We start from the raw sequence: 12,583 nt of genomic DNA on the forward strand, positions 1-12,583 counted from the left end.
TTAGTCCTTGCTGCCGGTATCATTAACCCAGGCTGGGCTTCGCTTATCGAAAAAGGCGTTGAGGCCTTCCTGTCCTTCGCCAGACACCCGAATGCGGGCGATGCGCTCGCTGGTGTAGTCGCGGGTGTGCTCATCAATCACGCCGCTTTGCAGCCGGGCGATGAGCGACTTGCACCAACCGAGGGCCTGGGGGCTGCCGCTGAGCAGGTTTTGAATGATGGGGGCAGCCGCGGCATCTAAATCGTCAGCAATTTCATGCACTACGCCTAAGGCCAGCGCCATGCTGGCATCGAAGCGCTCAGCCGTGAGCATATAGCGGCGGCTCTGGCGTGGCCCCATGGCGCGCACCACGTAGGGGCTGATGACCGCAGGAATAAGCCCCAGTTTGACCTCAGACAGGCAGAAACTGGCTTTGTGGCTCGAAATCGCGATATCGCAGCAGCAAATCAGCCCCAGGGCGCCGCCGTAGGCTGCGCCGTTAACCAATACGATAGATGGCTTGGGGAAGCGGTCCAGGGTATCCATCAGGTTGGCAAGCTCGCGGGCATCTTTGAGGTTGGCGTCAAAGTCCATGGCGGCTTGCTTGCGCATCCAGTTCAAATCGGCGCCGGCAGAGAAATGCTTGCCGTCGCTTTTAAGCACCATCAAAGCGCAGTCGCTCTCATGGGCGAAGGCATTGATGGCCTGGGTCATTTCGCTGATCATCACCTCATCGAAGGCGTTGTGCACCTCGGGGCGATTCAAGATGAGATAACCCACCTTGCCCTTAAGCTCACAGCGCACGGCACTGAAGGAGGCAGACAGCTCGGCAATGGAAGTCATGGTTGTCATCTGCTTCTCCTTACATGCGGAACACGCCGAAGCGGGTCTCTTCGATGGGGGCGTTGAGGGCGGCGGAAATGGCCAGCCCCAGTACGTCACGGGTTTGCGCCGGGTCGATAATGCCGTCGTCCCACAGGCGGGCGCTGGCATGGTACGGATGACCCTCTTTGTCGTACTGGGCGATGATGGGGGCCTTGAATTTGGCTTCTTCTTCGGCGCTCATGGTTTCGCCTTTACGGGCGAGGCCATCTTTACGCACAGTGGCCAGCACGCCAGCGGCCTGCTCGCCGCCCATCACCGAAATGCGGGCATTGGGCCACATCCACATCAGGGTAGGCTCAAAGGCGCGGCCGCACATGCCGTAGTTACCGGCGCCGTAGCTGCCGCCAATCAGCACGGTGAACTTGGGCACAGTGGCGCAGGACACCGCGGTCACCATCTTGGCGCCGTGCTTGGCAATGCCTTCGTGTTCGTATTTTTTACCCACCATAAAGCCGGTGATGTTTTGCAAAAACACCAGTGGAATCTTGCGCTGGCAGCACAGCTCAATGAAGTGGGCGCCTTTCTGGGCCGACTCTGAGAACAGAATGCCGTTGTTGGCCACTATGCCCACCGGATAGCCGTGGATACGGGCAAAGCCGCACACCAGGGTGGCGCCGTAGTTGGCCTTGAACTCGTCAAAGTCGGAGTCATCCACGATACGGGCAATCACTTCTTTCACATCGAAGGGCTTTTTCAGGTCGGTACCGACGATGCCGTAAAGTTCGTTGATGTCGTACTTGGGCGGTTTGACTTTCGCGAGTTGCAGCTCAACCTGCTTTTGACGGTTAAGGCGGGATACCGCCTTGCGGGCGAGCTCCAGCGCATGTTCATCGTTTTGCGCCAGGTGGTCGGCTACGCCGCTGATTTTGGTGTGCACGTCGCCGCCGCCAAGCTCCTCGGCGCTGACTTCTTCGCCGGTGGCAGCTTTCACCAGTGGTGGGCCTGCCAAAAAGATGGTGCCCTGCTCACGCACGATAATGGATTCGTCCGCCATGGCAGGCACGTAGGCGCCGCCTGCGGTACACAGGCCCATCACCACCGCGATTTGCGGAATGCCCTTGGCGGACATGCGTGCCTGATTGAAAAAGATGCGGCCGAAGTGGTCGCGGTCGGGGAACACTTCATCCTGACGGGGCAGGTTGGCGCCGCCCGAGTCCACCAGATAGATGCAGGGCAGGTGGCAGCGCTCGGCAATGGCCTGGGCGCGCAGGTGCTTTTTCACCGTGATCGGGTAGTAGGTGCCGCCCTTTACCGTGGCATCGTTGGCGATAATCATGCACTCGACGCCGCTGACCCGGCCGATACCGGCAATGATGCCCGCCGCCGGTACGTCTTCATCGTACACCTCGAAGGCCGCAAACTGGCTCAGCTCCAGAAAGGGCGAGCCGGGGTCCAGCAGTTTTTCCACCCGGGCGCGGGGGGCGAGCTTGCCACGGGATAAGTGGCGCTCCATGGCAACCGGGCCGCCGCCTTGCTCGATATGGGCGAGCTTGTCTTTGAGGTCAGCCACCAGGGCCGCCATGGCATCGTGTTTTTGTTTGAATTCGTCGCTGCGTGGATTCACGCGGGAGGTAAGTTGAGTCACGTCTTGTGTCCTCCAAGGGGCAGGCCTGTTGCCTGCCGCTGTGTCCTTATACCCCGGCACTTCGCCGGGGAATGGGATGTGAAGAGTTGGGCTTATCTACTTGGCTTAGCGGCCTGATTTATAAGACAGAGTTATTTAGTCTCGTTAAAGAGCTCGCGGCCAATCAGCATGCGGCGGATTTCCGATGTGCCGGCGCCGATTTCATACAGTTTGGCGTCCCGCAGCAGGCGGCCGGTGGCGTATTCATTCACGTAGCCGTTACCACCGAGGAGCTGAATCGCATCCAGCGCCATCTTGGTGGCCAATTCGGCGGCATAGAGGATGACACCGGCGGCATCTTTACGGGTGGTTTCGCCGCGGTCGCAGGCGCGGGCCACGTTGTACACGTAGGATTTGGCCGCGTTCATGCCGGTGTACATGTCGGCAAGCTTGCCCTGAACCAGTTGGAACTCACCAATGGATTTACCGAACTGCACCCGCTCGTGGATGTAGGGTACGACGATATCCATACAGGCGGTCATGATCCCAAGTGGGCCGCCGGAGAGCACCACGCGCTCGTAATCCAGACCACTCATCAGCACCTTCACGCCGTTGTTGAGGCCGCCCAGGATGTTTTCTTCGGGTACTTCACAGTCTTCAAATACCAGCTCACAGGTGTTGGAGCCGCGCATGCCGAGCTTATCGAGCTTCTGCGCCTGGGAGAAACCCTTGAAGCCGCGCTCAACGATAAAGGCGGTGATGCCGTGTGGGCCCTTGTCGAGGTCTGTTTTGGCGTAAATCACATAGGTGTGGGCGTCGGGGCCATTGGTGATCCACATCTTGTTGCCATTGAGGATATAGCGGTCGCCTTCCTTGCGGGCATGCAGCTTCATGGACACCACGTCGGAGCCGGCGTTGGGCTCGCTCATGGCCAGGGCGCCTATGTGCTCACCACTGACGAGCTTGGGCAGGTATTTGGCGCGCTGAGCCTCGTTGCCGTTGCGATAGATTTGGTTGACGCACAGGTTGGAATGGGCGCCGTAGGAGAGGCCAATGGAGGCCGAGGCGCGGCTGATTTCTTCCATGGCTACCACGTGGGCGAGGTAACCCATGTTCACGCCGCCGTATTCTTCGGCCACGGTGACGCCCAGCAGGCCCATGTCGCCGAATTTTGCCCACAGCTCGTTGGGGAAAGCGTTGTCGCGGTCAACCTTTTCGGCCAGCGGCGCAATTTCACCCTTGGCAAATTCGTATACTGCGTCCCGCAGCATATCCACGTCTTCACCGAGTCCGAAGTTGAGAGTAGAGTACAGGTGGCTCATGTGCTTGTGTCCTTAAATCTGCTTGTTGTCTTGTTATCTTTATTATTGTGTCGGTCTTTATTCAGTCTGGGCGCTGGCGTAATCTTCAGGAACTCTTGGATTGACCTTCGAGTGCACCACGGCACTGGGCCTCGGCGCTGGTGAGTTCCATCAATACCACCTTGATGTCGTCCATCTGCTGTTGCAGCGCGGCTTTTTTCTCTTCAATCAGCGCCAGCATGGTATTGAGCTGGGTTACGCTGGTTTTGTCGGCATCGTAAAGCTCAAACAAACGGCGGGTTTCCGCCAACGAAAACCCGAGGCGCTTGCCACGCAGGATAAGCTTTAAGCGAACCCTGTCTTTCAGGCTGTAGATACGTGTCTGGCCACGCCGCTTGGGCTTGAGCAGCCCCTGATCCTCATAGAAGCGGATAGAGCGGGTGGTAATGTCGAATTCTTTCGACAAGTCACTGATTGAATAGCTGGTTTGCGCACTGTTGGTTGAACTCATCTCGACACCGGATTTTTCTTGTTTCAATTGGATGCAAGATATATGAAGTTTACGTAAAGGTAAAGTTGGAGTGCGCGTGGCAAAGGCATTTTCATGGTGACCAGTGTCAGGCTTAGCTTACAGCCCTGCCGGGTGGTGTTTTCAAGGGACTCGCGTGTTCTTCAGGGCCGGGGCATCCGTTCATCTCAATCATTCAATCTCATGACTTACCCGTGGCTCCCGCCGTGATGGCCGTGTTTTTCATGCTCACACGCAAACCCTCCTAGGCTTTTGTCTAATGGGGGGCAGGGCGACTCCGCGCAATAATGCCGAAGATAAGGAAGGGACCTTACCGGCGCAGATGTCGCCACTCCACCCCGGAGGACCATTACAATGACAACAATAAGCACAAGCACAAAGATGCCAGCGGATCCTGCTGAGGCGCTGCGCCAGGAAGCCAGGGACAACCCTGAGCAATACTGGCGAAAGGCCGCTGCATTGGTGGACTGGCACAAGGCGCCGGAGACCATTCTGGATTCGTCACAGGCACCCCTGTACCGCTGGTACACAGACGGTGAAATCAATACCTGCTATAACGCCCTCGACCGTCAGGTGGCCGCAGGGCGGGGCAGTCAGACGGCATTCCACTATGTCAGCCCGGTGACAGACACCGAATATTCCATCAGCTACGAAGAATGTTTGGCGCAGGTGAAGCGCTTGGCGGGTTTACTCAAGTCACAGGGCGTGAACAAGGGAGACCGGGTGGTGATTTACATGCCCATGGTGCCCGAAACGGCCTATGCCATGCTCGCCTGTGCCCGCATCGGCGCGATTCATTCGGTGGTGTTTGGTGGCTTTGCTGCCAATGAGCTTGCCAGTCGAATCAATGATGCCAAGCCGGTGATGGTGCTTTCAGCGTCCTGTGGGGTAGAGCCGTCGGGTGTGGTGGCCTATAAGCCGCTGCTGGATGCCGCCCTGGCTCAGGCGAGCCATAAAGTCAGCAAGTGTCTGATTTTACAGCGCCCTCAGTATGAAGCCGGGATGACACCAGGACGGGATCTTGACTGGCAGCAGTCTGTGGCCAGCGCGCCGGATGCCGACTGGGTACCGGTCAAGGCGACCGATCCGCTTTATGTACTCTATACCTCTGGCACAACCGGCCAACCCAAGGGTGTGGTGCGGGACAATGGCGGCCATGCGGTGGCGCTGGCCTGGTCGATGCGCTACCTCTACGACATAGAGCCCGGCGATACCTTCTGGGCCGCCTCAGACGTGGGTTGGGTTGTGGGTCACTCTTACATCGTGTACGGGCCGCTGATTGCCGGTGCAACCTCTGTGCTTTACGAAGGTAAACCCGTGGGAACCCCGGATGCCGGTGCGTTCTGGCGCACCATTAAAAAGTATGGTGTGAAGAGCTTTTTTACCGCGCCTACCGCCATTCGCGCCATCAAGCGGGAAGACCCCGAAGGCTTTTTCTGCCGCAACACCAACCTCGATTGCCTGAAACAGATGTTCCTGGCCGGGGAGCGCTGCGATCCCGATACCCTGCTGTGGGCCCAGGAGATGCTTGGAAAGCCTGTAATTGACCACTGGTGGCAAACCGAAACCGGTTGGCCGGTGGCGTCCAACTTAATGGGTATCGCGCAAATGCCCATCAAGCCAGGCTCTCCGGCACGCCCCGTGCCCGGTTATCAGGTGGATGTGGTGGATGAGGCCGGTAACAGCGTGGGCGCCGGTGAATACGGCAACGTGGTTATTCGCCTGCCATTGCCTCCGGGCACACTGCCGACCCTGTGGCAAAACGACAGGCGCTACATCGACAGTTACCTCTCCATGTATCCGGATTGTTATCTTACGGGTGATGCGGGGTACATGGATGAAGACGGCTACCTGTACATCATGAGCCGCATCGACGATGTGATTAATGTGGCCGGTCATCGCCTGTCCACCGGCCGGTTTGAAGAGGTGCTCTGTCAGCATCCGGCGGTTGCCGAAGCGGCTGTGATTGGCGTGGAGGATAAGCTAAAGGGGCAGGTGCCGCTGGGATTGGTGGTGCTCAAGAACGGCGTGGATATCACCGATGAGCAGCTCAATAAAGAGCTGATTGCCCTGGTGCGCAGCGAAATAGGCCCGGTGGCGGCCTTTAAGCTGGTGAGTGCCATTCCCAAATTGCCCAAGACCCGCTCAGGCAAAATCCTGCGTGCCACCATGCGCAAGATTGCCGACAATCAGGAATACAGTGTGCCTGCGACCATTGAGGATCCGGCGACACTGGAGCTGGTGCGCAACACCCTGACCCGAATGGGCTATGGTGACGCCAGGGTGTAATTCCCGATATTAAGCCCCCGCATTGCGGGGGCTTTTTTCTGGGCTAAGGCCGTCATTTTGCAACAGTTTTACATTGCAATCCTATGCATTTTCTTACCTTGCTGTAATTCAGTTACCAAAATCGCTATAATCCGCCGCGAAATTTGGCTCTTTCTGTACCCGTGGAATAAAACCATGCAAAACCACACCCAATTACACGACATCGGGGTTATCGGCCTGGGTGTCATGGGCAAAAACCTTGCCCTCAATATCGCAGACAACGGCTATCGGGTTGCCGCCTTTGACCTCGACGGTGGCAAGGTGCGTGCCGCCATCAGTCAATCGCAGGCTGAAGTTGCCGCCAAACCTGCCCACAGCAAGGCCACAGAGCTGACAGGTGTGGACAGCCTCAAGTCCATGCTCTGTGCACTGAGCTCTCCCAGACTTTTACTGCTGTCGGTACCGGCCGGCGCACCTGTAGACGGCGTTTGCTCGGCGCTTATCGATGCCGGCATCAAGCCGGACGACATTGTTATCGATACCGGTAACAGCCTGTGGACCGACACGGTCAAGCGTGAGCAGGAGTACGCCGGCAAGTTTGTGTTTTTCTCCTCTGCCGTATCCGGCGGCGAAGTGGGGGCTCGTTTCGGCCCTTCACTGATGCCGTCAGGCAAAAAAGAAGCCTGGGACAGTGTTGCCCCTATCTGGCGCGCCATTGCCGCCAAGGTGGACAACGCCACAGGTTTGCCCATTGAGCGTTTCGAGCCGGGTAATCCGGTGCTCGAAGGCGAACCCTGCACCGCTTATATCGGCCCTGCCGGCAGTGGCCACTATGTGAAGATGGTGCACAACGGCATCGAATACGCCGATATGCAGCTGATTTGCGAGGCGTATCAGTTACTTTCAGATGTGCTGGGGCTGTCTGCGGTGGACATAGCCACTATTTTTGAACGCTGGAACCGTGGCAAGCTCAATAGCTACCTGATGGGCATAAGCGCCGAAGTGCTGCGCCAGACAGATCCGCTTACCGGCAAGCCGCTGGTGGAAATGATTCTGGATAAGGCCGGTCAGAAGGGCACGGGTCTGTGGACTGCGGTCAGCAGCCTGCAAATAGGCACCCCGGCGCCGACCATTGCCGAGGCCGTATACGCCCGTGCGCTGTCGAACCAAAAGGCGCTTCGTATTGAGCTGGCTGGCCGTCTTGAAGGCGCTCTGCCACTGCAAGACATAGAGGCGACAAGCTTTATCGATGAGCTGGAGCAGGCGCTCTTTTGCGCCAAAATCTGCTGTTATGCCCAGGGCTTTCAGCTGATGGCCATGAATGCCGATGAGCAGGGATGGGAGCTGGACTTTGCCGCCATCGCCCGCATTTGGCGTGCTGGCTGTATTATCCGTGCCACCTTCCTGCAGTCCATCACAGATGCCTTTGAGGCCGAGCCCAAACTCGCCAATCTGCTGATGGCGAAAAGCTTTGCCGAGGCCCTGAGTGAGGCGCAGCAATCCTGGCGCCGTTTGGTGTCCAAAGCGGTTCTCGCCGGTGTGCCTGCTCCTTGCATCACCTCGGCGCTCGCGTACTACGATGGTTATCGCCGTGAAACCCTGCCGGCCAACTTGCTGCAGGGCCAGCGTGACTACTTTGGGGCCCACAGTTTTGAGCGTATCGATACGCCAGCGGGTGAAAAGTATCACCTCAACTGGAGCAGTCCGGCCCGTGAGTTACACAAGCTCTGAGCACAGAATCGATAAACAAAAAGGCTTCCCGAGGGAAGCCTTTTTTATGCCTTGGGGCTGATTTTTACGCCGGACACAATTGGGGCAATCAGGCCTGCACCGGAATGAGCAACCCCACAGAAAAGAGCACGCTGAATACCAGCGTCAGCCGGGCAGTGCGGCCAAGCAGCGGGTTCAAAGCGCCGCCGCTGATTTCGCTGAATTCCCGCGACAGGCGTCTGGCAATCACCAGTGACAAGCCAGAGAGCAATACCGGCCAGCCCGGCAAAATACCCATCAGAAAACTGCCGATAATCAGGCCAAAGGGCAGGTAAACCAGCGCCTGGTAGAGTACCCGTGACTGGGCTTCACCTATGCGTACTGCCAGGGTGCGTTTACCGGCCTTGGTGTCGGTACTGATATCCCGGGTGTTGTTCACCAACATGATGGCGGCGTTAAAAAGACCTATGGCTGCGCCCAAGATCCAGGCGTCCACCGAGGTGACGCCTGCCTGCAGATAAAAGCTGCCCACTACGGCCACCAGGCCGAAAAACACGAAGGCGGCTACTTCACCGAGGCCATGGGAAGCGAGGGGATAAGGACCCCCACTGTAACAGAGGGCACCCAAAATGGAGGCGGCCGCGAGTACGGCAATGGGCCAGCCGCCGTGCCAAATCAGCACAGAGCCAACGGTCAGCGCCGCGAGCAGCGAGGCTATCATGGCTGCTTTTACCCTGGCCGGAGCTATCAGGCCGCTTTGGGTTACCCGCACCGGTCCCAAACGTTCCTGGGTATCCACGCCGCTTTTGAAATCAAAATAGTCATTGGCCAGATTTACGGCAATCTGCAACAGCAAGGCACAGATCATCGAGGCGATGGCAATGGTAACGCTGAAGCTTTCAAGGCCAAGCGCGAGGGTATTTCCCACCAGGAGAGGGCCGATAGCCGCTGGCAGGGTGCGGGGTCTGATGGCAAGGATCCAGGGATTCATGGGGGCCTTTAAAAGATAAAAACGATTGCAGCCCATAGGATAACAAGAATTTCGTTGAAAGTTAGCACAATCGAAAACACGCATTTAGCAGACTGGGACAAGGCGCACACAGGCGCCGGGGCCATCGGGCAAATTTGCCGTCAAGGTCAAAGTTTTACCAAGAACGCTGTGCTTTATTTAATCGGCTGTTTGATTTTTTTGCGCCTAAGGAAAGCGAGATGCGATTCGATAACCAGTCTGCTCTGATATCCGGTGCCGCATCCGGGTTGGGCCGCGCCTATGCGCTGGCCCTGGCCGAACGTGGTGCCAAGGTCATGCTGATGGATTGCATGCCGCTGGAGGCCACCGAAGTACAAAGCCTGCTTCAAGCGCTGGAAACAACGGGGGCATCTTACCGCTACTGGTCGGTCGATGTGGGGAGTCCCGATGCCATTGAGGCCTGGGCGGCGGAGTTTGCGGCCGCCGGGTCTGGTGTGGATTTGCTTATCAATAACGCCGGGGTTCACACCCACAGCAGTTTTGAGCATCAGTCAATCACGGACATTCGCCGCCAGCTGCAGGTGGATTTACTGGGCAGCATAGCCCTGACACACGCGCTCTGGCCTGGGATGATGAACAGGGGCTATGGCCGTATCGTAATGTCTACCGGCGTCAGTGGGCTCTATGGCGACCTGCATCAAAGTGCCTTCGCCTGCGCTAAGATGGCTCTCATCGGCCTGGTGAATGGTTTGGCCGCCGAAGGGCTTGCCCGCAATGTGATGGTAAACAGCCTCTGCCCCCTTGCCCACACCGCCATGACAGATGCCCATTTGGCACCTCAGGTCAAGTCTCTGTTCTCAAAGGAAATAGTGACCGCTGCCATGTTGTTTTTACTGAGTGGACAGGCGCCGGGTGGGCGTCATCTGCTCGCCGGCGGCGGCAGTGTCAGCGAACTTTGCATTGCCGAGCACAGGTATTGTTATTTCGAATCTGAGCTGCGCACCCCCGAAGTGATTGCTGCCCATTGGGCAGATATCGACAACGCTTGGCCCATCCAAAAACACGCCAACGGTGAAGATCAGATCTTCGCCTTTGCCAAACGTGCCGCCCACGAGCAGGGCATACGACTCGACTGAGACTCGCCAGAGTATGGCGCTTTTTGTTACTCTCTTGGCAATTGACCTTAAATCAGAGAGATAACATGAGTCAGGTATTGAACGATCTATTGTCACTGCTGACACTCGAAACCCTGGAGATTGGACTTTATCGTGGTCAGAGCCAGGACCTGGGATTTGGTCATGTCTTTGGCGGCCAGGTGATGGGCCAGGCCCTGAGTGCCGCCCGTGAAACCGTAGAGCCAACACGCAAGGTCCATTCACTTCACAGTTACTTTTTGCGCGCAGGGGATGAATCCCTTCCCATAGTGTATGACGTGGAAATCATGCGCGACGGCGGCTCTTTCAGCGCCCGTCGGGTAAAGGCCGTGCAGAAAGGCCGGCCGATTTTCTACATGACCTGTTCCTTCCAGGGAGAGGAAGAGGGTTTTTCACATCAGATAAGCATGCCGGACGTGCCTGGCCCGGAGGGACTGCTCAACCAACAGGAGTTGGCGGTGACCTTAAGGGACAAGATCCCCGAAAAAATGCTGGAAAAGTTTATGGCCGATGCGCCCATCGAGATGCGCATTGTCGACCCTGTCAGCCCTGTGGCACCTCGCTCCCGGGAGCCGGTGCGTCATGTTTGGCTGCGTGCCAATGGCAAGGTGGAAGGCGACAGCCACGTGCACGATGCCTTGCTGGCCTATGCCTCTGATTTCAACTTTTTGGTGACGGCCGCCCAGCCACACGGGGTGTCGTTTTTAACACCGGGCATGCGGATGGCCACCATAGACCACGCCATGTGGTTCCATCGACCCTTGGATATGAATGATTGGCTGCTATACAGTATCGATAGCCCCAATGCTAGCGGTGGTCGTGGTTTTGTAAAAGGACATTTTTTCAATCGCCGGGGTGAGCTGGTGGCATCGGCGACCCAGGAAGGATTGATGCGCATGAAGAAGGACAGCAACTGATGTTGAGTAAATTTGCCAAAGCGGCCAGGGCCCTGGCCGCCCTGTGTGTGCTGGGAGCCCTGAGCGCCTGTGTCACGGTTGAGGAGCCTAAACCCATCATCATTAATGGCGCGGCGGGTTATCTGGAGTCTGTGGTGCTGCCGCCAAACAGCGCCATCACCATTGCGGTTATCGATTTGGACACCCCCGGCGTTATCATCGCCCAGAAAACCTTTAATGTGGTGCGTGCGCCAGTGCCCTTTAAGTTCATCTTGCCGTCGGAATCCATAGATCCCAGGGTTAACTACGGTGTGGTTGCGCTTATCAAGCACAACAATCAGGTGATTTTTCAGACCTACGACAGATTCCCTGTGATAAATAACAACAAGTTCACCACAGAAGTGGTGATGAAACCTGTTGGCAGATAGTTATCCATGTCATCACAGGCCAGGGCCGTGTCACTTAGTACACCAAGTGCGGATTTATCCGCGAGATTGGCGGCCCTGCTCAGAGACGATGCGGCAGCAATGGCCTGCATGGAAGCGGCGCGGGAAGTGATGACCAGGGCCGGTATTGACCAGTATCTGCTGGCCGCAGGTTTTGTGCGCCAGCGGGTGTGGGACTGCCTCCACGGTATTGAGACCTCTCAGCTTGCCGATGTGGACCTGATTTACTGGGGAACAGGGGAGCGCGCATTGGAGGCATTGCTTACCGAGGCGCTCGGCAAGAGACTCACAGGTATCCCCTGGGAAGTGAAAGATCAGCGCCGCATGCACCTGCGCCACGGCGATGCCCCGTACCAGGGCCTGGTGGATGCCATGGCCGCCTGGCCGGAGCAGGAAACCGCTGTTGGCGTCAGGTTGACCCATAACGACGAGTTGCATATTGAGTCAGCCTGGGGGCTGGACTCCCTTTTTGCCCTGAAACTCACGCCATCTCCGCGTCGGCCCCTTGATGTGTTTTTACAGCGCATCGGCTCAAAAGGCTGGCTTGAGCGTTACCCTAAACTGCAACTGGCTAAGGAAGGTGCGAACAAGTCGTCGCACAGCTCTGGCTTTGATAGCAGCGACAGTTCAAGGCATTCAACTGAGGGCATGGCTGGGCGCCCCCGCCGTTCTGCTGAAGTTGAATAACGCCGAAATGGTGTTGCTCCCGCAGGGCGTGGCTTACAGCGGCATCTGCTGCGTTACAGTTCTTGCGAAGGACTCGGGCCATTCGCCGCAAACTGTGCCTTGCATCTATCCACGTTAAGCTCACGCAGAGCAAGCACGGGACTTATTCGCACCTTCCCTAAGCCATAAACCGGCCCGGCATTCTCCTCTCAGGA

11 protein-coding genes are annotated in these 12,583 nt (G+C 57.4%); 6 read left to right on the forward strand and 5 right to left on the reverse strand.

Features of this window, described 5'->3' with window-relative positions:
• The 4 genes from JQC75_RS06675 to JQC75_RS06690 all read right to left on the reverse strand — a co-directional run bounded on the left by JQC75_RS06675 (nucleotide 1) and on the right by JQC75_RS06690 (nucleotide 4,240).
• The gene (locus tag JQC75_RS06675; protein ID WP_380797324.1) at nucleotides 1-822 is read right to left on the reverse strand and encodes an enoyl-CoA hydratase-related protein; all 822 of its coding nucleotides are present in this window, start codon (nucleotides 820-822) and stop codon (nucleotides 1-3) included.
• 19 nt (nucleotides 823-841) lie between these two features.
• Entirely contained in the window at nucleotides 842-2,449 is a 1,608-nt protein-coding gene (locus JQC75_RS06680; RefSeq protein ID WP_203326651.1) for a carboxyl transferase domain-containing protein, read from the reverse strand.
• 131 nt (nucleotides 2,450-2,580) lie between these two features.
• Nucleotides 2,581-3,750, reverse strand: coding sequence for an isovaleryl-CoA dehydrogenase (locus JQC75_RS06685; RefSeq protein WP_203326652.1), 1,170 nt, complete (start codon nucleotides 3,748-3,750; stop codon nucleotides 2,581-2,583).
• An 85-nt stretch (nucleotides 3,751-3,835) separates the two neighbouring features.
• Nucleotides 3,836-4,240 (reverse strand): MerR family transcriptional regulator, encoded by a 405-nt coding sequence (locus JQC75_RS06690; protein WP_203326653.1) that lies wholly within the window; start codon nucleotides 4,238-4,240, stop codon nucleotides 3,836-3,838.
• A gap of 399 nt (nucleotides 4,241-4,639) precedes the next feature.
• Here JQC75_RS06690 and JQC75_RS06695 point away from each other — a divergent pair, with 399 nt between their 5' ends.
• Nucleotides 4,640-6,547 (forward strand): propionyl-CoA synthetase, encoded by a 1,908-nt coding sequence (locus JQC75_RS06695; RefSeq protein WP_239002098.1) that lies wholly within the window; start codon nucleotides 4,640-4,642, stop codon nucleotides 6,545-6,547.
• A gap of 174 nt (nucleotides 6,548-6,721) precedes the next feature.
• Nucleotides 6,722-8,257 carry an NADP-dependent phosphogluconate dehydrogenase gene (gene gndA / locus JQC75_RS06700; protein ID WP_203326655.1) on the forward strand — a complete coding sequence of 512 codons (1,536 nt, stop codon included), beginning with the start codon at nucleotides 6,722-6,724 and terminating at the stop codon, nucleotides 8,255-8,257.
• Nucleotides 8,258-8,345: 88 nt separating this feature from the next.
• Here the strand turns inward: gndA and JQC75_RS06705 are convergent, their stop codons facing one another.
• Nucleotides 8,346-9,227, reverse strand: a complete 882-nt coding sequence (locus JQC75_RS06705) for a 1,4-dihydroxy-2-naphthoate polyprenyltransferase (RefSeq protein ID WP_203326656.1) — start codon at nucleotides 9,225-9,227, stop codon at nucleotides 8,346-8,348.
• A gap of 218 nt (nucleotides 9,228-9,445) precedes the next feature.
• Here JQC75_RS06705 and JQC75_RS06710 point away from each other — a divergent pair, with 218 nt between their 5' ends.
• The 4 genes from JQC75_RS06710 (at nucleotide 9,446) to JQC75_RS06725 (ending at nucleotide 12,389) form a co-directional block, all read left to right on the forward strand.
• Nucleotides 9,446-10,342: an SDR family NAD(P)-dependent oxidoreductase gene (locus JQC75_RS06710; protein ID WP_203326657.1), complete on the forward strand. Its 897-nt coding sequence runs from the start codon at nucleotides 9,446-9,448 to the stop codon at nucleotides 10,340-10,342.
• 65 nt (nucleotides 10,343-10,407) lie between these two features.
• Complete coding sequence (gene tesB, locus JQC75_RS06715; protein ID WP_011759483.1) at nucleotides 10,408-11,277, forward strand: acyl-CoA thioesterase II; 870 nt, start codon at nucleotides 10,408-10,410, stop codon at nucleotides 11,275-11,277.
• Nucleotides 11,277-11,684, forward strand: a complete 408-nt coding sequence (locus JQC75_RS06720; protein WP_203326658.1) for a YbaY family lipoprotein — start codon at nucleotides 11,277-11,279, stop codon at nucleotides 11,682-11,684. Before tesB ends, JQC75_RS06720 begins: the two co-directional genes overlap by 1 nt.
• A gap of 27 nt (nucleotides 11,685-11,711) precedes the next feature.
• Nucleotides 11,712-12,389 carry a nucleotidyltransferase family protein gene (locus JQC75_RS06725; RefSeq protein WP_203326659.1) on the forward strand — a complete coding sequence of 226 codons (678 nt, stop codon included), beginning with the start codon at nucleotides 11,712-11,714 and terminating at the stop codon, nucleotides 12,387-12,389.
• Nucleotides 12,390-12,583 lie beyond the last annotated feature (194 nt).

This window comes from Shewanella litorisediminis, from assembly GCF_016834455.1.
Lineage (GTDB): Bacteria > Pseudomonadota > Gammaproteobacteria > Enterobacterales > Shewanellaceae > Shewanella > Shewanella litorisediminis.

What these genes read in the sequence shown, in the direction of transcription:
- JQC75_RS06675 (WP_380797324.1), bottom strand. Translation starts at nt 822, where the DNA reads ATGACTTCCATTGCCGAGCTGTCTGCCTCCTTCAGTGCCGTGCGCTGT.
- JQC75_RS06685 (WP_203326652.1), bottom strand. Translation starts at nt 3,750, where the DNA reads ATGAGCCACCTGTACTCTACTCTCAACTTCGGACTCGGTGAAGACGTG.
- JQC75_RS06690 (WP_203326653.1), bottom strand. Translation starts at nt 4,240, where the DNA reads ATGAGTTCAACCAACAGTGCGCAAACCAGCTATTCAATCAGTGACTTG.
- JQC75_RS06695 (WP_239002098.1), top strand. Translation starts at nt 4,640, where the DNA reads ATGCCAGCGGATCCTGCTGAGGCGCTGCGCCAGGAAGCCAGGGACAAC.
- gndA (WP_203326655.1), top strand. Translation starts at nt 6,722, where the DNA reads ATGCAAAACCACACCCAATTACACGACATCGGGGTTATCGGCCTGGGT.
- JQC75_RS06705 (WP_203326656.1), bottom strand. Translation starts at nt 9,227, where the DNA reads ATGAATCCCTGGATCCTTGCCATCAGACCCCGCACCCTGCCAGCGGCT.
- JQC75_RS06710 (WP_203326657.1), top strand. Translation starts at nt 9,446, where the DNA reads ATGCGATTCGATAACCAGTCTGCTCTGATATCCGGTGCCGCATCCGGG.
- tesB (WP_011759483.1), top strand. Translation starts at nt 10,408, where the DNA reads ATGAGTCAGGTATTGAACGATCTATTGTCACTGCTGACACTCGAAACC.
- JQC75_RS06720 (WP_203326658.1), top strand. Translation starts at nt 11,277, where the DNA reads ATGTTGAGTAAATTTGCCAAAGCGGCCAGGGCCCTGGCCGCCCTGTGT.